Source organism: Chlorogloeopsis sp. ULAP01 (assembly GCF_030381805.1).
In the GTDB taxonomy this organism is placed as follows: Bacteria; Cyanobacteriota; Cyanobacteriia; order Cyanobacteriales; family Nostocaceae; genus Chlorogloeopsis.
The window spans coordinates 124,322-144,865 of record NZ_JAUDRH010000010.1; the positions used below are offsets into that span (position 1 = coordinate 124,322).

General features: G+C 40.1%; 15 protein-coding genes. 8 read left to right on the forward strand and 7 right to left on the reverse strand.

Annotation, left to right across the window (positions count from 1 at the left end; translation table 11 throughout):
• Window positions 1-181 precede the first annotated feature (181 nt).
• On the reverse strand, window positions 182-1,504 hold the full coding sequence (locus QUB80_RS20290; protein WP_289791322.1) for an OmpP1/FadL family transporter: 1,323 nt from the start codon (window positions 1,502-1,504) through the stop codon (window positions 182-184).
• A 441-nt stretch (window positions 1,505-1,945) separates the two neighbouring features.
• Between QUB80_RS20290 and QUB80_RS20295 the strand changes: the two genes are divergently transcribed.
• Window positions 1,946-3,592 (forward strand): purple acid phosphatase family protein, encoded by a 1,647-nt coding sequence (locus QUB80_RS20295; RefSeq protein WP_289791323.1) that lies wholly within the window; start codon window positions 1,946-1,948, stop codon window positions 3,590-3,592.
• A 34-nt stretch (window positions 3,593-3,626) separates the two neighbouring features.
• Here QUB80_RS20295 and QUB80_RS20300 read toward each other — a convergent pair whose 3' ends face one another.
• Entirely contained in the window at window positions 3,627-4,805 is a 1,179-nt protein-coding gene (locus QUB80_RS20300; protein WP_289791324.1) for an RNA-guided endonuclease InsQ/TnpB family protein, read from the reverse strand.
• A gap of 88 nt (window positions 4,806-4,893) precedes the next feature.
• On the opposite strand from QUB80_RS20300, the gene tnpA reads away from it, so the two are divergent.
• Window positions 4,894-5,289, forward strand: a complete 396-nt coding sequence (tnpA, locus tag QUB80_RS20305) for an IS200/IS605 family transposase (RefSeq protein WP_289791325.1) — start codon at window positions 4,894-4,896, stop codon at window positions 5,287-5,289.
• Window positions 5,290-5,433: 144 nt separating this feature from the next.
• Here the strand turns inward: tnpA and QUB80_RS20310 are convergent, their stop codons facing one another.
• Both QUB80_RS20310 and sbcC read right to left on the reverse strand, forming a co-directional pair.
• Window positions 5,434-8,109 (reverse strand): GAF domain-containing protein, encoded by a 2,676-nt coding sequence (locus tag QUB80_RS20310; RefSeq protein ID WP_289791326.1) that lies wholly within the window; start codon window positions 8,107-8,109, stop codon window positions 5,434-5,436.
• A gap of 209 nt (window positions 8,110-8,318) precedes the next feature.
• The gene (gene sbcC / locus QUB80_RS20315) at window positions 8,319-11,348 is read right to left on the reverse strand and encodes an exonuclease subunit SbcC (protein ID WP_289791327.1); all 3,030 of its coding nucleotides are present in this window, start codon (window positions 11,346-11,348) and stop codon (window positions 8,319-8,321) included.
• A 1,305-nt stretch (window positions 11,349-12,653) separates the two neighbouring features.
• Between sbcC and QUB80_RS20320 the strand changes: the two genes are divergently transcribed.
• Entirely contained in the window at window positions 12,654-13,343 is a 690-nt protein-coding gene (locus QUB80_RS20320; protein WP_289791328.1) for a conjugal transfer protein TrbI, read from the forward strand.
• A 107-nt stretch (window positions 13,344-13,450) separates the two neighbouring features.
• Here QUB80_RS20320 and QUB80_RS20325 read toward each other — a convergent pair whose 3' ends face one another.
• A complete protein-coding gene (locus QUB80_RS20325; protein ID WP_289791329.1) occupies window positions 13,451-14,764 on the reverse strand; it encodes a sensor histidine kinase in 1,314 nt (437 codons plus the stop codon).
• A gap of 387 nt (window positions 14,765-15,151) precedes the next feature.
• On the opposite strand from QUB80_RS20325, the gene QUB80_RS20330 reads away from it, so the two are divergent.
• The gene (locus QUB80_RS20330) at window positions 15,152-15,469 is read left to right on the forward strand and encodes a DUF3155 domain-containing protein (RefSeq protein ID WP_289791330.1); all 318 of its coding nucleotides are present in this window, start codon (window positions 15,152-15,154) and stop codon (window positions 15,467-15,469) included.
• 480 nt (window positions 15,470-15,949) lie between these two features.
• Here QUB80_RS20330 and QUB80_RS20335 read toward each other — a convergent pair whose 3' ends face one another.
• Together QUB80_RS20335 and QUB80_RS20340 are read right to left on the reverse strand one after the other, a co-directional pair.
• A complete protein-coding gene (locus QUB80_RS20335) occupies window positions 15,950-16,480 on the reverse strand; it encodes a cofactor assembly of complex C subunit B (protein ID WP_289791331.1) in 531 nt (176 codons plus the stop codon).
• A gap of 70 nt (window positions 16,481-16,550) precedes the next feature.
• Entirely contained in the window at window positions 16,551-16,886 is a 336-nt protein-coding gene (locus QUB80_RS20340) for a PadR family transcriptional regulator (RefSeq protein WP_289791332.1), read from the reverse strand.
• A 577-nt stretch (window positions 16,887-17,463) separates the two neighbouring features.
• On the opposite strand from QUB80_RS20340, the gene QUB80_RS20345 reads away from it, so the two are divergent.
• From QUB80_RS20345 to serS, 4 genes are all read left to right on the forward strand, one after another.
• A complete protein-coding gene (locus QUB80_RS20345) occupies window positions 17,464-18,033 on the forward strand; it encodes a DUF3611 family protein (protein ID WP_289791333.1) in 570 nt (189 codons plus the stop codon).
• A 211-nt stretch (window positions 18,034-18,244) separates the two neighbouring features.
• Window positions 18,245-18,538 (forward strand): hypothetical protein, encoded by a 294-nt coding sequence (locus QUB80_RS20350; protein ID WP_289791334.1) that lies wholly within the window; start codon window positions 18,245-18,247, stop codon window positions 18,536-18,538.
• A 3-nt stretch (window positions 18,539-18,541) separates the two neighbouring features.
• Window positions 18,542-18,694, forward strand: a complete 153-nt coding sequence (locus QUB80_RS20355; RefSeq protein WP_289791335.1) for a hypothetical protein — start codon at window positions 18,542-18,544, stop codon at window positions 18,692-18,694.
• Between the two features lie 30 nt (window positions 18,695-18,724).
• Window positions 18,725-20,005, forward strand: coding sequence for a serine--tRNA ligase (gene serS / locus QUB80_RS20360; RefSeq protein WP_289791336.1), 1,281 nt, complete (start codon window positions 18,725-18,727; stop codon window positions 20,003-20,005).
• Window positions 20,006-20,544: the final 539 nt, after the last annotated feature.

The window sequence follows — 20,544 nt, forward strand, 5'->3', positions numbered from 1 at the left end:
TGTTGTCTACTTTTTATTCAACAGCAGATGGGTTCCAATCAAGTTCTGTACCTTATCTAAAGCAATTCAACTTTACTATGAAGGATTGCGCTCAGGTGAAGAATTTTTTTTATTTCCCGATGGGGTAGATCCTAATGACTTCTACCCTCCTTAAGAATATGACAGAGTGATTACACCAAAGTTAAAAACTCCAGTTTAACTGCACTCCTACAATATCAACTTGATTTTCGTACTTTCCTGTGAGACTTCCTTCAGTTCTACTTGCTTGTTCAATTGAACCATCATCAACAAACAAATGAGCATAGCCTACATCTATACTTAGAGAATCTGAAGGTTGATAGCTGGCACCCACAGCTAACCAAGTGCGATCGCTATCTGGAATGCGGGCAGTGCGATACTCATCTTTAACTGGAGTAGGATCATAAGCAATCCCAACCCGTAAAGTGAGTTGCTCCAAAACTTGATAGTTGAAGCCCAAACCGACTCGGATCGTATCTCGCCAATTCTCTGGTTGTACTGTACTTGGTTGGGCTGGGTTATCATAGTCGATTTGCAGTTTATCAAAACGGCTCCAGTTTGTCCAAGTTACATCTCCCATCAAGGCAAATTTGGGAGAAACGTTTTGATAGATACTTAAAGAAAGTGTGTCAGGTAGTTTTAATTCTGCTTTGGCATCTGTATCTGTGAATGCTCCACGCTGGGTAAGAGCGGCAGCAGCTGTAGGAACTGTAAAATCTGCTTCTCCTCTAAGTTGGTGAGTAATAGCAGAACGATACGCTAATCCAATCCGGGTGTTTTTGTCAGGTTTATAAAGAATACCCAGGTTATAGCCTAAGCTCCAATCGTTACCTTCCACTGTCACAAAACCATCGGCAGATTGGGGTTGTGTTGGCAATCCAGCACTCAGCCCAATTAATCCAAAATCAATCGCATTAGAAAGTTCTGCATTAGCGTATTGTAGATTCACGCCTGCACCGATTGAAAGTTGATCGGTTAACTTTGCTGCGATCGCTGGGTTAACATTAATAGTTGTAAGCTGGGATTTTACTGCTTGATAACGTCCCACCCAATTTGATTCATATTCTGTTGTCAGTGCAAATGGCACGTTTACACCAACACCAAGTTTAATGCGATCAGAAATACTCCAGTTTGCATATAAGTTCGGTACTACTGCGTTTACGCCTGCATCCCCACCTTCACCTCCAGACAAGGGAGTACCATTAAATAATGATGAGCCTTGATTCTTAAAGCGGACTGTTGGTGCAATATAGAAAGCACCACCTTGAACAGAACTACCTTCTAATTCAGTCAATCCTGCCGGATTGAAAAAGATTGTACTGGCATCATCTACTGCTGCCGCTCCTCCAGTAAAAGCATTACCTAAACCTTTCACACTTTGTTCAGATAGGGCAAACCCAGAAGCTTGAGCAACTTGGGGATGAGAACAGACACTTAAAGCAATTGTTGGGAGTAGAAACCTAAATCGTAATTTTAAGCTTTGCATTTTAATTGCTGATTTCAAAAATTTTGTTTGCTTTTTGGCAAACAACGTTTTAGGTGATTTGATGGTGCAAAATTTAGCTGGTTGATAGCGGATTGTACCAGTTCTGGCGATTGGCTTTGACTTAAAGTATTATTTGTTCAAAATTAGTAAAGTGCTTGAGTGTAAACAACACAAGCAGATTGATACCCATAAAAAACCCTCCACAAAGGGAGGGAAGCAATAACTATAAAAGCATGAGAATATCCTCAATTGAGAATATCCTTACTCACTCAAATAAAAAAAGGAACAAGTATTATGTAAAAAAAGCATATATTTTATGTAATTTTTCAATAGAAGCATATGGGTGATCGCCTAATCTCGAAAGTAAAAAATCAGTATTAAGCAGAATAATTGTATTGTGGGCGTCTTCTGATAAATCAGCAATTATATACACGACAGCTTATGAAATTGCCACCTCAGTTGCTCACCGATCCATTTTTGCAACTGCCAACCTCAACTTCTGTAAGAGTTGTATGGTTTACCGAGTTTGCTGGTTACGAACACATGGTTTCTTACGGTGAGCATTTGACTCAAACTGTCTTTGCCAAAACTTCTAAACTAACTCGCACTCGTGAAGATCAACAATCACGTGTGGGAAGTCAAACTCAAGATGGGCAAATTTATCAATATCCCGTTAAACGTCACATTTGGCGACACGAGGCTGAAGTAATTAACTTAACTCCTGACAAAAAAACTTCTTATCGAGTTACAAGTGTACGTGAAGATGGCGAAAGTGTTAGTAGTAATGTATTTAATCTTGCACCAAATCCTACTCCCGGCACACCATTGAAAATTCTCCTCACCTCTGATCATCAAATCAAGCCGATGGTGGCAGCCAATTTACAAAAGGTGGTAGAAACAATTGGGCAAGTAGATGCAGTTTGGTTTGCGGGTGACTTGGCAAATATCCCCGATCGCGCTAGCGAATGGTTTGATGATAATCGTGGTGGTGCGTTTTTTCCTTGTTTGCAAGGTCGTGCAAATTATGAAATGTCATACAATAACCAAAAAACAAACTATACAGGAGGAGCGATTATTCAATATGCACCAATGTTTACTTGCATTGGTAATCACGAGATTATGGGGCGCTTTGCTAAAGAAGAGAGTTTAAACGCAGAATTTAACGATACAATTCCCCGTAATGTTGCCCTACATTTGTACGGAGAAGCATTTCTAAAAGATAATTCTTTTAATACCGATACTTACGAAGAAATTTTTACCCTACCACAGAGTAAAGAAGTTGGAAAAACTTACTACGCAGTCAGCTTTGGTGATGTGCGTTTAGTTGTGCTATACGCTACAAATATGTGGCGTTATAGTAGTAGTGATGACGGACACAAGGGAAAATACGGCGAGCCGGAAACAGAATTAAATAATCCTGAAAATTGGGGTTACGGACAGCATATTTATGAGCCGATTGCCAAAGGTAGCAAACAGTACGACTGGTTAGTACAAGAACTCAACACTCTTGAGTTTAAACAAGCTAAGTATAAAGTGGTAATGCTGCATCATCCGCCCCATACTTTAGGAGATAATATTATACCTGCTTATACAGACCCAGTACAGATAATAGAACGGGATGAAGGTGACAAGATTAAGGCAGTGCGTTACGAATATCCCAAACAAGCAGACTATATAATTCGCGATGTATTGCCACTTTTGGAAGCGGCTGGAGTGCAGTTAGTATTTTTTGGGCATTCGCATTTATGGAATCGCTTTTATAGTTCTTCGGGAATGCACTTTATAGAAACTTCTAATGTCGGTAACTCCTATGGTGCTGCTTATGGAGATAAAAAGCGCAAGAACTTACCACTTTGGCATAGTCAAGATTACATAGCAATTGGCGATCCATATGGTTTAGAACCAGTAGTGCCAACAATTGCGCCGATATTAAATGATGATGGGCAACCGATGCCGTATATTTCCAGTAATGACATCACAGCTTTCAGCATTTTTGATACGGCTACAGGTACAGTAAGTAGCTATCGTTTTGATACGCGCAAGCCGGATGGGGAAGTGATTAAATTTGATGAGTTTAAGTTGAATTGACACTCCCGTGCCTGAAGGCGACGGGATTCTTCTCTCATCCAGCCAACTTGTCTAGAGGAGTTTCCCCACCTAGATAGAGGTCGTTCTGTCCAGAAGCTTTAGATTCCGTATGCCCTACGGTACTTTTTAATCCTTTCGCCAATATTTGTTTAGCGGCATTGTGGTCACGGTGCATGACTGTTCCACAATTTGTGCATTTGTGGGTACGAGTAGACAACGATTTTTTAACTCGTGTCCCGCAAACAGAACAGTCTTGACTAGTGTAGTGGGGTGCAACTGCGATCGACCAAGTATCAAAAACTTTGGTGTAGTAGTCCACCCAATCAGTAAACAATGACCATGATGCATCACAGATAGATTTAGCTAGATGATGGTTCTTGACCATATTCTTCACCTGCAAGTCCTCATAGACTACCAAGTCGTTAGATTGGACAAGCGCTCTTGCAGTCTTAACTGCAAAATCTTTACGCTGTCTACTTACCTTGAGGTGCTTCTTAGCTAATCTCTTAACAGCTTTACGACGATTAAGCGAACCTTTTTTACTTTTTGAAACTTGACGTTGTTTGCGTTTTAAAGACTTCTCAGCTTTACGCATCAGTCTAGGATTATCTACTGTTCTACCATTAGAATCAGTGTAGAAAAACTCTAAACCCACATCAATTCCAACTTGATTACCATTGTGTTGATGCTGTTCTTTACGTTCAACGTCAACACAGAATTGACAATAATAACCATCAGCACGCTTAACTATTCTGACACGCTTAATCTGCTTAACAGAGTAGAAACTTAATTCACGAGTACCAATTAACTTGAGCTTGCCAATATTCAAGTCATCAGTGAATATAATGTGTTTTTTGTCAGCAGAAAGCTTGTATCCTGTGGTTTTATACTCTACAGAATGTCCACGCTTTTTGAATCGTGGAAACCCTTTTTTACCAGCCTTTTTAGCTTTGCAATTATCATAAAAACGCTTAATTGCTGACCAAGCTCTATCAGCAGAAGCTTGACGTGCCATAGAGTTAAGCTTGTTGGCAAAATCAAATTCTTTAGCTAAAACAGCACAAAGCTTTTGAAGGTCGTTCTTGCCAACATCTTTGTTATCCATCCAATGTCTTAGAGCCTTGTTACGGATAAACAGAGCAGTCCTAATGGCTTCATCTATTGAGTTGTACTGACTTTGTTTACCTTTTAACTTAACTTCTAAAACTAGCATCGCTTCGACCTGTTGACGATAAATCTAATATAGTACAATATGGTTGATAAGTGCAAGCTATTGACCATAACTTTATTATAATTTTAAAATGCATGACAAATATCGACATAAAACAACATCTGTTACTTTAATTAACTATCACTTTGTTTGGATTCCTAAAAGACGGAAAAAAGTTCTTGTTGGAGATGTGGCTAAACGACTTGAAGAATTGTTGTATGAAAAAACAAAAGAACTAGATTGTGAAATCATAGCTCTTGAAATCATGGAAGACCATGTACATCTATTTCTTTGTTGTCCGCCTACTTTAGCACCAGACCAAATAATGTTTAGGCTAAAAGGTTATACTTCAAGAGTACTCAGACAAGAATTTCCACACTTGTTAAAACTTCCTTCGATGTGGACTAGAAGTTATTTTTGTAGCACTGTTGGAGATGCTTCTAGTGAAACAATTAAAAGGTATATTGCCACTCAAAAAACAAGATAGACTGCACCTAAAGGTGCAACGCATTCATCCCATGCCTAAAGGACGGGACACGTCGCTGTGCGATTGTCCCTCATGGGCTTTCTGCTTAGATTACTGTAATTAGGAAGAGGGAATGGAGAATGCGATCGCATTCTCCACAATATCCTAAACAGCACTTGTCTGCCGAATCGGAATTTCAATTATAAATTCTGCTCCTTGCTCTGGTGTTGAAGTGCAGCTCAAAACACCTTTGTGATTTTCGACAACAATTTGGTAACTAACCGATAATCCCAAGCCAACACCACTACCCACGGGTTTTGTAGTAAAAAACGGATCGAATATTCGTGCTTTGACTTGTTCGCTCATTCCAGCCCCATTATCAGCTATTTTGACACGAACTCTACCCGGAGAAGCAATTTCTGTACGAATACGAATTTGTGGAACTTGGTATTGGGTATTGGGTACTGGTGATTGGGAAGTGTGAGAAGTTTGAAGAAGGGCGTGGGGAGAAGCGGAGTATAGGGAGTTTTTCTCTCCCCCATCTTCCCTATCTTCCTTATCTGTTTCTCTCCCTCTCCCCCCTCCTCCTCTTCCTAATCCCCAGTCTTTAGTCCCTAATCCCTCTAATGCATCAATTGCATTATTAAGAATATTCATAAAGACTTGGTTGAGCTTGCCTGGATAGCACTCAACAGCAGGCAAGTCGCCGTATTCTTTAATAATTTCAATTTGAGGATGGCGAAGATTATCTTTGAGTCGGTGCTGCAAAATTAATAAGGTACTGTCAATGCCTTCATGCAGATTAACTCGTTTCATCTCCGCTTCGTCAAGACGCGAGAAGTTTCTTAAAGACAGGACGATATTACTAATACGTTTAGCACCAGCTTGCATAGATTCTAAAAGCTTTGGCAGATCCATTACTACAAAGTCAAAATCTATGTCTTGCGATCGCTCAACAATTGTCGAGACTGGTTGAGGATAATTTTCTTGATACAGGTGCAACATATCAATTAAGCTGGATATATATTGCTCGGCGTGTGCCAAGTTACCAACAATAAAATTGATGGGATTGTTGATTTCATGAGCAATACCAGCTACCATCTGACCAAGAGAAGACATTTTTTCGCTTTGCACAAGCTGAGTTTGAGTATTTTTGAGGTTTTCTAAGGCTTGCTGTAACTCTAAACTGTGCTTTTGTGCCACTTGAACTGCTGCTTGCAGGGCGCGTTCGACAGAGGAGCGTTCGACAATTTCCACTAATAATTGTTCATTTGCATCTTTTAAAGCCTTTGTCCGCTTGTCAACTTGCATTTCTAGTTCATCTTTAGCCTCAGACAGGGCTTTTTCTGCCAATGCTCGTTCTTGGTGCAAAGCTACTGCTGCTACTGCTGCTGCTAACATATCTACTTCTAAAGCATCCCAAGCACGTGCTTCCATACGATTGTCAAAGCCTATAAAACCCCAAAATTTGTTATTTACAGTTAAAGGTAAAAGCAGGATAGAAAGAATTTCTTGGCAGGCAATAATTTCTCGTTCTGATTCTGGAAATTCAGCGACTATACCTGCAATGATTTCACCCTTTCCTAAAACTTCTGCCCAACGGGGAAGCACTTTTTGCAAGGATACGTTTTGCAGTTTGGGTTTATCTATTTCTAGTTTGACGTCTTTTGCACACCACTCGGCACGCTGACTGCTAAGTAAGCATCCTGTTTCGTTTTGGTGGTTCTCAAACAAGTAAACGCGGCTTGCTCCTGATGCTTGTCCAAGTAATTCTAAGATGTGTGCATAACAATTTCCAGCAGTATCATCAGCCAGCAACCGTCGCTGTGCTTCTACCAGTGTTGCCAGGTAATGTTCCCGCTTCGCCAAAGCAACTTCAGTTTGTTTACGTTCCGATTCAGCTTTTTGACGTTGGTTTGCTTCAATCGCTAAAGTTACTAAGTCTGCTATACAACCTGCGAAGTTTTGTTCTTCTAAAGTCCAATGGCGCACACCACCTGTATATTCATGGCAGACAACGCCTACCATTTCACCTTCCATCCAAATTGGTGCATCTAACATAGATGTAACACCAACGGCGGGCAGATATGCTGTGCCAAATTCACAGGTACGCGGATCTGTATAGGCGTCATCGGCAGCAATGCTACGCTCTGCTTCCAGAGCCTGGAAGTATGCTGGATAGTCAACTGCCCTTATTTCTAATCCACAGCTATGACGATTAGGGGTTTTCTCGTAGAGGTTGAGGCAGTGAATTTTGGAGCGATCGCTATTGTAGTGCCACACACTTACACGTTCTAATCCAAGAGTGGTGGCGGCGGCTTCGGTAATTTTGTCTAAAGCGGCATTTAAATCGCCTTGTGCCAAATTTCTACTTTTTGCCAGTGACAAAAGCACCTGATTTTGCTGTTCTAAGCGATTGTGGGTGTGACGCAGGATTAATTCGCAGCTTTGCCGTTCAATAATATTACTAAAGGTACAAATTACCTGTTCTGTATCATCCTGAGGTTGCGTATTCACTAGCAACCAAATCCGTTCACTGTTAGTGCGATCAGAAATACCCAAAATCAGATTTTCTTGTCGAGAAAGTAGTAGATTGGGGTTAGCAAAAGTTGTATTGTCTGCTTGGGTAATTTGCCAGGTATGGGCAAAAGCAGTAGTTCCCAATAATTCTTGTTCTGAACGTTGTAGCAATTTACAACCTATGTCATTACAAAATAAAATTTCTGCCTTTGCTCCCAATAGCATTACCCCTACAGGTATTTGGCGTAAGATTTTTTTTTGATCTAATAAAGTCTTTAAGTCTTTCTGACGAGCGTAATCTTTTTTATGATTTATTACCATACTTAATTTAATTCAAAAACTTTCTTCCCTTCTGCCTCCTGCATAGCTGCCTTTTATTCAGTTGTTTTACTTTTGTGCGTGCCTCCTGACAAAAATGCACAGCCCCATCTCAAAATACAAACAAAATCAGCTTACTAAGTAGATTGATTTTGATAATATATTATTTGTTACAATTTTTATAACCGAAAAAATACGGCTGTTATTTAAATTTAAACTAATAGACGCAACTGTGATCCTTGCTGAGTTTTATTAACTTCTATGCGGGCAGCAAAAGCTTCTTTGAGATGGGGCATATGGGTAACAGTGAGGATGCAGGCAAAATCGGGGGCGATCGCATTAATTGCTGCAATCAGGCGATCGCATCCTTCGTTATCTTGGGTACCAAAGCCTTCGTCTACAATTAACATTTGCAATGCCGCTCCTGCTCTTTGTGCCAATAATTTTGCTAAGGCTAAACGAATGGCAAAGTTAATTCTAAACGCTTCTCCACCAGAGTAAGTTTCATAAGCTCGTGTGCCTCTAGCATCAGCAATCAAAATATCTAAAGTATCAATCAACTTACTATTTTTCTTAGTAGATTTACCGCTACGTCCAGCTTTTTGAGTGACAAATTGTACGTGTAGCTGATTTGCACTCAGGCGCGAAAGTAGTTGATTTGTCTCCGCTTCTAGTTGGGGTAAGACATTTTCAATCATCAGTGTCTGGATGCCGTTTTTACCAAATGCCTGTGCTAATTCCTGATAAGTACGATATTGGTGCTTGACTTCTTGCAGTTGTTGTTGCTGTTGTGCGTATTGATTCTTGACAACTTCCAACTGGTGCGCCATCTGCTCTAAACGCCCGACTTGGGCGAGTTGTTCGTCGAGTTGGCGTCTGCGAATTGCTAGCTGCTGTTCTAAAGTTTGAATTTGGGCGATCGGGTTGGCAGTTTCTTGGAGTTGATGAACGATACTGTCAATTTGATGTTTGAGTTTTTGCCGTTCCACCCATCTTGCTTGCAAAGCCACCTCTAATTCTTGCGCTCTTGTCTGAATTTGTGGATATTGTTGTTGCGCAGTTTGTAGTTGTTGATGGCGCAACTGCCAAGCTTGGGCTTGACGGACTGAGGTTCGTAGATTATTATGCTGTTCTGTATCGTAACCAAGTTCACTGATGTAGCGATCTAAGGCTGCAATTTCTTTGGCACACTCAGAATCATATGCCGCCTGCCCAATGGTGACTTGCAATTGGGCAATTTGTGCTTCTAGTTCAGGTTGACGTGCTGCAATTTGTGCTTTTCGCTTAGTTGCATCTTTAATCTGCCCTTGCTTAATTTCTGCCCAACGCCAACGTTCCACTTCATTACGAGCTAGGGCATGGTCTTGTTCATTGTAGTTTAGTTGTTGCAGATATTGTTCTAGCTCATGGAGTTCGGCTTGTTTATGATGAGCGTAATCTCCAATTTGTAGCGATCGCTCTAGTTGTTGCTTTTCTGTGGTAATCTGTTGTATTTGCTGTTCGACATCAGTGGTGGCTTGCAACTGGGCTGCCAATTGTCCCCTTTGTTCGCGCAATCCATCATAAGGAGATAGTAACTGAGATATCTCCCGATATTCCTGCCTGAGTACCTGAATTTCCCGATCTGAAACAGCCATTTGTTCGCGCACTACCCACAACTGCTCTTCCGTATCCTTATACTCAGTCTTAGTTTTGTCTACCACACGATTCCAGTGATGTTCATCCAAAGGACGTTCACACAAAGGACAAATAGCATTCGGAGTCTGAAGCATTTGCAATTTTTGCTCTAATTCTCCCAACAGCCTTTCAAAATCCCGTTGGTGAGCTTGCAATCTTTCAATAAAGTGACGCCTTTCCTGTCCTTTTTCTTGAACTCGTTGCAAATATACCCGCTTTTTCTCCAATTCCTCAATCTTTACTGCTACTTCCATTACCGCTTGTTGTAGTTGCGGTTGACGCCGCCGTGAAAGTTGCAATTGATTCTGTGTCGCTTCTAGTTGCTCTAATCGTGCTACCAATCCGGCATGAGTTCTATCTATTTGGCTTTGTAAGGTTGCCCTTTGTTGTAACAAAGGAGCAACTTGCATTTGTAACCCATCTAGTTGAGCAAGATGCTGACGTGCTGCTGCTAATTGTGCCAAAGCTGCTTCTACTTCCCCTGACTTGCTCAGAGTTTGCTGAATTTCTTGTTGTTGTTGTTGTAAAGCTTCCAACTGCGCCTGTGCTTGTTGCTGTTGCCGTTCCAAATCGTGAATTTGTTTAGTAAGCTGTTGCTGTTTTTGCTGACGAGTTGCAACAGCACGGGTATATTCTGCAAATTTAGCGCTCATGGCTTCTTCTTGAGTTTGCAGACTTTGATACTGAGCGTATCCAGCTTTGATTTGGGGTTCTTGAGTTAATAACTCTTCTAACAAAGATAGCTGACTTCTTGAGCTGGCTTGCTCTTGTTCGAGGCGATCGCAATCTCCTGTCAGATTTTGGTATTGTTGTCTAACAAAATTCAGTTGCTCTTCCCAATTTTGGCGTTGGTGCTGTACAACTTGCAAACTTTGTAATTGGACATTTTCAAAAGCTTGTACCTGTTGCAACCGCTCCAGTTCGTTTTCTAACTCAGCACGTTTTTGGGCGATCGCATCTTGTTGTTGCAGTTGAGTTTTCATCGACTCTAAAGAACGCTCTAACTCTTCGGCTTTGGCTTTAAACTGACGCGATAATTCTTTTGCCCGTTCTTCTAATTGATCATATTGATTAAGTTTCAATAACTCTGCTAATATTTCTTTGCGCTCGCTGGGGCGCTTGAGCATAAATTCATCTGCACGACCTTGACGCAAGTAAGCAGAATTAATAAAAGTATCGTAATCGAGTTTTATATGTTGTAATATCATGTCTTGCGTCGCTCTGACACCTTTGCCAGTGAGCGAACGAAAACCATTTGGCGTTTCGATTTGAAATTCCAGAACACTACTACCACCCCGCGCTCTGGTGCGAATAACTCGATAAGTTTGTTGCCCGCTTGTTTTGAAGGTGAAATCTACCCGCACTTCTTTTGTACCAGTGTGGATGACATCATCTTCAGAAGCAGCTCTGCTTTCTCCCCAAATTGCCCAGGTAATAGCTTCCAACAAAGAAGATTTACCCGCGCCATTGGATCCACAAATACAAGCAGTATGCAATCCGCGAAAATCTAAAGTCGTATCACGATAACTGAGGAAGTTTTTCAGGATGAGTTGTACTGGAATCATCTAGGCAAAGAAACCACACATTTTTTAATAAGTAGCAGCACAGATACTCTGTTTGCTAGTCTAACTAGCTAAAAATCATGTTTCTAGTCTTTAAGACTCTATTTTTACAATTGTTAACAATAGCATGAGAGATTTTTTCCTGTTAAGTTACCCTTTTTTACTATAGTTATATAAAAATCAAACCTAGTCTGAGAGAATTAACTTTATCCTTGAGCTACCCTTAACAGCTTCTATAGCCAGAGGTGGTGCAACAAGGGATAAACAGTATAGTCTTATGTTGATTAATAAACTTTTTTTGATGGCAACAGATTCAGAAGTTTTTTTACTAGAAAGATAGAGCATAGAAAGAATGGGGAGGGGGTAGCCGCAAATTTTAATCACAAGGTTTAGTAGGTGAGAGAAGGCGTTGCTGTTTTACCCTGACAGCGAAAAAATTAAACTCTTTGGTATTCCCTACTTTTTTACTCTTGGCAAAACTGGAACAGAGAGGATTTTGGGAATTCAAATCGTCAGGGTTTGATGATAGTTAGGAGTTGCTTGTGTCATCAAGATCCATTTAATTTAGTGCAACAACACTCTGTACTTCATGTTTGAGAAAGTTTAGGTAACATTTGACGTACTTCCAAATCATTATCTTTAGCTTTACAAGTACGTGTTTGCAGTCAGCTTGAATACTAAATTACGACATGAGTGATTTATGTGTGCGGTAGGCGTAACTTCAGAAGTTTGCCTTTAAAATTAATATAAGTGTTGAAGGCTACAACAAAGCGAACGCTTTACTAGTCTCTCTAAGGTATCAAAGCTGCATTAGCCTATGAGTTGGATCTGACTTTCCAGCCCATTAGAAAGTTCCTTACAGGAAAACCAGTTGATAGAGTTACAACAAAGGATGAAAATTTATTTCCGTAGACGCTCTGAAGATGATGTCCGCTTAAAGTCTTATCATTAAGATAAACATGGAGAGATTGTAATCGTCAGTAATTAGCCGGACTTGATATTACCTGTCATTTGTTCCCTATTTTCCAACTTATAGTCTATTGATTGAGATATATCTGCTGAGATAGACAATATAAGGAATCAGGAACAAATTTAAATAAATTTGCGTCATTTTATATAAATAGTAAGTTTATTTTTATTAAATATAAATTATTATGAGCTCAAGGCTTAAATAGTACTTCACAAACTATCTATGACTTTGGTGCTATGACCTTTGTCACGTATAAATATATAGGTTAAAAAATCAGAAACAATATTAGTAAATTCACGTCAAAACAAGTAAGACGCAAAAACACAAAAGGACTTCTTATGAATCGCTTACTATACTGGAAATCAGGAACTGCCGCAGTCATGGCAATGGCAATCACTACAGGTACAATTGTGCCTTTGTTTGCCCCCGTTGGTGCTAATGCACAAACACCAGAACTTTTTAATCGCAGTCGAGTTACAAGTCAATCAAGAACAGTTTCAATTCCTCGTGGAGTTAGAATTCCTGTTACCTACGAAAAAGATAGAATTCTAGTAACTCCTAATGAAACATCATCTTTAAAATTGATAGTTGCAAGAAATATTGTAGATAACAATCGCAATCTTTTAATTCCAGAAGGAACAGAAATTGAAGGACAACTGCAACCTGCAACTGCTAGAAATGGTGAAAAAGGTTCTCGATTTGTAGCAAGAGAACTAGTTTTTCGTGATGGCAGGCGGCAATCTATAGATGCAACTTCTCAAATAGTTACTACCAAAGAAACGATTAAGAAAGGAGCTAACACAGGGACAATATTAACAGACGCTGCTATTGGTGCAGGTGCTGCTAGTGTCATTTCACTAATTACAGGTAACCGCAGAATAGAAGTTCTAGAACCTATAGCGGGTGGTGCTGCTGGCGCTTTAGCAAGTGTTCTGCTGCGAAGAAGAGAAGTGGAAGTTGTTTCTATCGATCCTCAAAGAGATTTGGATTTGACTTTAGAATCCAATTTGCTTCTATCCCGCTATTAGAATTAACTAAGTTTAATTTAGCTTCAGATGCGATCGCCTCTTCAAATTAAATGAGTGCGATCGCATAATTTTTACTTTAGTCGCAGATATCATTCAGCAATTAACTATTAGCCACTTACAACAGGCACCCAAACAATAAAAGTAGTTCCTGGTGCTTGAGGTGATGAAATTGTTGAGGTAAGAGCAGGACTAAAAACTTCAATTTTTCCCTGCATTTGTTCTACTAACTGTTTCGCTATTGCTAACCCCAAACCTGTACCAGGAATTTCGGTTTTAGCTTGTACACCCCGATAATGCCGTTCACCAAGATGCTCTATATCTTGAGGTGGAATTCCTGGCCCGGTATCAGTAATAGCCACTCCTTGTAAATTATCTTTTTCTTGCCCTACTTGAATCAATATTTTACCACCTGCGGGGGTATATTTCAAAGCATTATCAATCAGATTGCTTAACACTTCTGTTAATGCTTTGGGATTAATACTTACTAATGGCAGATTAAACGGAATATTAGTTATTAATTCTAAATTTCGCTCATGAGCTATTGCTTGAGCCGAGACTAACAGAGGTTGCAATACATCAGTTAAATGACACTCTATTTTTTTCTCTCCCGTACCCGGTAATAATAGTACAGGTTTGTTATCTTTTTCTATAGTTGCCTCTACAAATACTTCGTTCTTTTCTGGTAGTTTCAAAGGTGCTAAATCTTCGGCACTCAAGTCAATCACTTCATCGAATTTTTGCAGCAATTCTTGTAGGCGATCGCTTTCTCTGACTATACTTTCTGCCACCTCTGTGTTAGCATCTCCTGCTCGCAATCGCTTGATTAACAGTTTGCCAAAAGTTCGTAATGCCGTTAATGGATTGCGAAATTGATGCAATAGATTATCCAGCAAGTCCTGCTGTTTTTCTTGCAAAATTTGTTGTTGATGTAACTGCACCTCCAACCATGTTCGACGCTGATCCAAAATACAAGCTATTGTCAGGGTTTGGGCAATGCGCTCAATTTGACTTCGCTCCTGTTGATTCCATGCCCTATCTTCCCTAGCTGTTACTAATAACCCCATCATCACATCTTCATAGATTAGAGGCAGAAAAATCTGATCGCCACTTAGTAATTCCTGTTGGGAGTTTGATGCAGTTGGATCTGCTGTGTCAAATTCCCGTGAGGAAGTAGAAATTTCCTGTGCTGCTGTTAGTAACTTTTGGTTAAAATTTGGCAACGCCAATGCATTTAATCCTTGTCGTCCGACTGCTGTTTCTGGATAAACTACTACGGGAACCAGTTTCGCCTCATTCGCCGGAGCTTCTACCAATTCTTGTGTTAAATACACAACGCTTAAAGACGCTCCTAACCCTTGGGCTAACAACATCATTTGCTCTCGACACAGCACAACAAACTCAGAACTGGCAGACATTAACATTTTTTAGCTCTTGCTTAGAATTTGTAAGATCTCACAGAAGAAAGAAAAACAGTCCCGATGAACAAAATTTATCACCAAGCATGAAAACTACACCCCACAACGCCATTCCGCTCAAGTCGGGAAACCCGTTCACGCGGCTGACTCCCCTACACCCTCTTTTAAGTCAGGAGTTCTCTATGTAACAAAGCATAACTAAATCATCTAGGTTTTGCGTCGATCCAGCGCATTATTCTTTGACTACTTTTTATTGATCTACACTCAAAAAAAATATGCTTGTTGTATCAAAAGTTTAAAAACTGTTGATCTTTTAAACTAGAACTTTTATAATTACGACGGATTTTGTAGCTATAACTACAATATGTAGCTTGCAAAGAGGAGGAAAATAGGTTGGCAAGGAGACGGAAGCGGAAAAGCCGTCGTCGCCAAGAAGGGCGGCGCATTCTAGAACATGTGCCTCAATATAGCATTGAAAGTGGCGAGGATAAACCTGTAACGGCAGCCAGAAAATTCATTCAAGCTGAAGGTATTTTGCCACCCGCTTTACTACTAGTAAAGCGTAACGAGCATACCACAGACAGGTATTTTTGGGCTGAGAAGGGATTATTTGGCGCTCAATATGTAGAAGAGAACCATTTCTTATTCCCAAGTCTGAGAATTTTAGAAAATCCCTCAGGCCCAGAACCTATGGCTGTGGCAAGCCGATAAACTATCGAGTTGAGCGTGGATAGTGAATGTAGCTTTTGACTTTTATTAACTGGCAAAATGCTAAGAATATTCAATAACTTCATGATTTTTTTAGTTTTCAGCGCATTTGTCAGTAGGGGTAGCTGTCTGGACTTGGGCGATTGAATTCCGCAAAGCAAGATGATTTGTGGGATTTAGTTTGTAGTTATGAAAATGTACCAGGGAGTAAGAATAAACGTATTCTTTGCTAAGGTCAAAGTTATTCTCAGGTGATCGCCCACATAAGTTAATTTAAGTGGATACTAAAAAGTAGATCATTGTGATAACAGCCAAGCCCATGTGTCAAAAATTAAGGCTTGCTCTCTACAGCCATTCAAATGTTGTGGAGAATAGCGATTAAATTTAGAAACTGTTATTCTTCCTCCCTAAAGTCCATTTTCTGAAAGTTTGGTCAAAAGTCTACATCATTTTTGATTTACAGATGGTTACCGGATCTCGAAATTATTCACACAGCTTCAGTTTCAAAGCCCTCTGTAACTCAATGAGTTCATCGCGATGGGCTGTGATAGTGATTTTGCTTGAGAAGTGTGGTTTACTCTGGTTTGGTTCCAGTTTTAGCAACACCTTCTCAAGTTTTCCAGCTTTTTTCCAGTAGAAAAATCCACATAAAGGCGATAGCAGGACTAACCCTGTAAAGAAAGTGTGAAGGCTAGGAAAAAGCAATGACAAGACTAGTGATAGACAAAGAATACCTACTGCCGCCAGCAGCGTCAAAAATACAGTTAAAAACCAACTAGGACGAACATTACCTTCAAAAATTACCTGGTTTTTTTCTGGATCTACCGCTGCCACTCGGTAAGATCGCATTTGAAAATACTCCTTTAATTGAGGCATTAAAGTCGCTTCATCTTGTTCAGATACCAGTTGTACTACTTTTGTGCGGTCTTTGGTAGAGGCACGGATAAAGAAAAACAGCCCTACCGATAACAATAAAGTTAGCAGCAACGTGGATGGCAGAATAGCAGTATCCATATCTAAATTGTTACTGTTTGAATGGAGGGGACTTATTCATTATCGATTATCAATTACCATTACCTTCTACCTAACTTATATACTGTTGCCATAGACGAGCTAGATCCTGGGCTTGTGATATCCATTCTGAAGACACTTGGTACATTCGTCGGGGACGTCCTCTGCCTTCGAGTTTTTTCCAGTATCCTGTGATTGCCTTGTTGTCTTCTAGAAATTTAATTGCACTATAAAGAACAGTATCTGAAAGCCGATAGCTAGGATATTCAGCTTCCAATCTTTGGATTAACTCGGTTCCGTAAGACTCCCCTTGTAGTACAACGTACAAGATATAACAAACTGCTAGTTCTTGACAAAGGTAAGTTGGCGGAGGATTTTCAAAGAACTTATATATATCCTCAAGTTTCATGGTGAGTGAAGAATGACTGAAATAATACCTGGAGGTTAAGCTTACCATCCCGATAGGGAGTATATAGTGCTACCCTCTGGTTTGGTTAAGTATATAACTTAGGTGGAATTGGCAAAGCGCAAATTGCGAAAAATGACCCAAACTATTTAGTCGGGGGAATGGCGCTAGACAGCGCCAGATGAATGCGCCAGCTATGGAAGTACAAAAATTTGCACTTCTATCCTAAGGTTTAGGCATTGTGGTGAGGAGCAAACAAACAACGGCTTAACCGTCGTCTTGGTGTCAAGTGATGCCGAGCATGTGAGGACTGCTTAAGCATAAAATGTTGCCTTAGCAATAATAAAGGTAGCATGAAAATTTTTCTGTAAAACTTAATAAACACTTTTTTTACAAGGTTAATCCCAGTGCGAATCATCAATGATGATGCTGATTAAAAATTATGTATTTCAATCCTTATATTTATTGACACACATACACAAATATGTATAGTTGCATTTTTATACTTGAGACATTCCCAGATGATCTGAAGAAGTATGATAGTAAACTTATTTAGCACCCAGCACATTAGGTGATCAGTATGTCAGTAGACTCTCAATCATCTTCCTCTCGACGTCGAGCAATTGCCCAAGTGTTTCGCCTCACTGGTTGGATTAGCTTTTGGATTCAGTTAGTGTTAGGTGTCGTTTCTGCGATAATTGTTTTGTTATTTGCGGTATTTAGCCAAAGACCAGGTAGCCCCAGTAATAATCCGGGTAATGGATTGGGTGTATTTTTGGCGGTTTGTGGACTAGTTACCTTAGGTGGGGGTATTTATTTGGCTTTTCGTTATACACGAATTGGCAGACAACTTTTGTCTTCCAATCCCAGCAACCACCCCGGCAAATTGGAAACAGTGCAAGTTTTGCGGCTGGGACTAATGGTGAATTTGATCGGAATGTTGTTAACGCTTTTAGGAGCGCAGGCGATCGTCGGAACTCTGGTAGCAAGATCTATATCTCCCCAAGCAATTACTACCCAATTATTTGATCCCAATCGTATTATCAGTGGATTGGATATGTTAGTGGTGCAGGCAAATACAAATACGGTTTCAGCCCACTTTGCCGGTCTTGTAGGATCTATTTGGCTACTTAATCGCGTTACCCGTTAAGTCCAGCATAGAAAAATTTAGGTAATTGAAACTCATTTTTTCGCCTGTATCTTTAGTTTTGTTCTGAATTAACTAAAAGTAAAATTGTACTTTTCCGAAACTATGAATTCTAGGTGTGAAGACTAATACAGATTAATTAAACAAACATCCTACTAATGGATGAAGACAGAAATAGTACAAAATTATTACTAAAAATTGTAGGTCTTCTACTATGAATAATCATAAAACATGGACATTTGGCGTACAGGTTTTCTTTAGTGCAGTGGTGATTTTACTTTGTGTCGTACAGATTGGTTTTCAGCGCGATAAGGATAATTTAGCTTTGTATTGGGGTGGCTTATCCAGCGTACTTGCATACTGGCTACCCTCGCCGACAAATTCTAAAGAAGACGAGCAATTATTGGTGAGTAATCGGTATAGTCTGAATCAGATGAGCAGTAATGGTATGGTTAAACATTCGGAAGCTACTCAAGAAACCGCAGCGATAAAAATGACAAATGAATAACCAATGCTCTTTCTATTCCACAGCCAACCCAGCATAGAAATTAGTAGTGTAGTAGCCCCGGCAGTAATGTTGGGGCAAAATTTTTTGTCTTTAAGAAACTTAGTTTTAGCAGTCATTACCAATCAAAAATACAATATGCTGATGTGTGGTAAATGAAGATAGTAGGCTAACAATTGAGAAAAACCTGTGCTGGATATTAAGCAAATACGGGAGAATCCACAATTTGTTCAGGAAAGGTTGAATACTCGTGGTGGTAACTACGATATTCAGCCAATTGTAGAGTTGAATAAACAGCAACGTGAATTAGAAGTAAAGCGCAGTCAACTCCAGGCACGCAGTAACGAAATTGGTAAACTGGTTGGGCAAAAAATTAAATCAGGTACCAATCCTCAAGATCCAGAAGTTCAAGCCTTGCGAGAAGAAGGTAATTCCATTAAGGCTACATTAAGTGAACTGGAGCCGCAGGAAAAAGAAATTATCGCCAAACTCCAAGAGCTTGTACTTGCACTTCCTAATCTGCCTAGCGATTACACACCCATTGGCAAGAGCGAGGAAGATAATGTTGAGGTACGGCGATGGGGTGATGAGTATATTCCGCAAAATCAGGATATTCTCCCCCACTGGGAAATTGGCGAAAAGTTGGGAATTCTCAACGTCGAACGAGCTGTTAAAGTTGCTCAAAGTCGCTTTGTTACCTTAATTGGTGCTGGTGCAGCATTGGAAAGGGCATTAATTCAGTTTATGCTCGATCGCCAAATTGCAGCAGGTTATGTAGAAGTCATTCCTCCATTTTTAATTAATAGCGCCTCTCTGACGGCGACTGGACAATTACCCAAGTTTGCTGAAGAAAGCTTTAAATGCGCTGAAGATGACTTGTGGCTCACTCCCACGGCGGAAGTACCTGTTACCAACCTTTATCGTGGTGAAATTCTTGCTGCTGAAGACTTGCCTATCTACCACTGTGCTTACACTCCCTGTTTTCGTCGTGAAGCTGGGAGTTACGGACGAGATATGCGGGGATTAATTCGCTTACACCAATTTAATAAAGTGGAATTGGTAAAGTTTGTCCATCCCAGCACTTCCTTTGATGAACTGGAAAAATTAGTGGGCAATGCAGAAACAATTTTACAGGCACTAAAGTTACCCTACCGAGTCATCGAATTATGCACTGGTGATTTAGGATTTTCTGCAACTAAAACATATGATTTAGAAGTTTGGCTTCCTTCTTCTGGTAAATACCGAGAAATTTCCAGTTGTTCCAATTTTATAGATTTCCAAGCGCGACGAGCGGAGATTCGCTTCAAAGAAGCGGGCAAGAAAGGAACGCAGTTAGTACATACTCTCAATGGTTCTGGCTTGGCTGTAGGGCGAACAATGGCAGCAATTTTAGAAAATTATCAGCAACAGGATGGTACGGTGCAGATACCAGAAGCACTACAACCTTATCTAGGGCGTGAGGTATTGTAAATTTGCGGGAATTGTCCACTTTACTTGGGTGTGTGAACTCATTCATCAGGTTCTGACACTCGGTGACGAGAAAAAAAGACTCGTTAATCAAGTTTCTAATACTCGTTGATGAAGATAAAAGACTCGTTAATCAGGTTCTAATACTCGTTGATGAAGTTCTGAAACTTGCACATGAGTTTTTTATTCTCTTCAGTGGCTCGTTCATCATGACTTGTTCCTTGCTTCTAGCAAAGAATGCCATCTTAGAGGCTCCGCTTCTCGGAATCACTAGAGGTAGAACCTCCCAAATTGAGTTCCCAGACTGGAGCCTGGGAACGAGAAAATCGCAGTGCGAGTTTATTAATACCAATATATTTGAAAAGATAATTTATTGAACTGCGTATGAGTGCGATCACCTTTTTTGTGCATTCTACTCTGAGCGGATTCTCTTTGTGTATCTTTGCCTCAAGACAGGCAAAATATCAAAAATTTACCTGTTCGTAGAAATTCCTTATTTACCACTCAGCCTCAGGAATTAGCGTAAATAGCCTGAAAATATA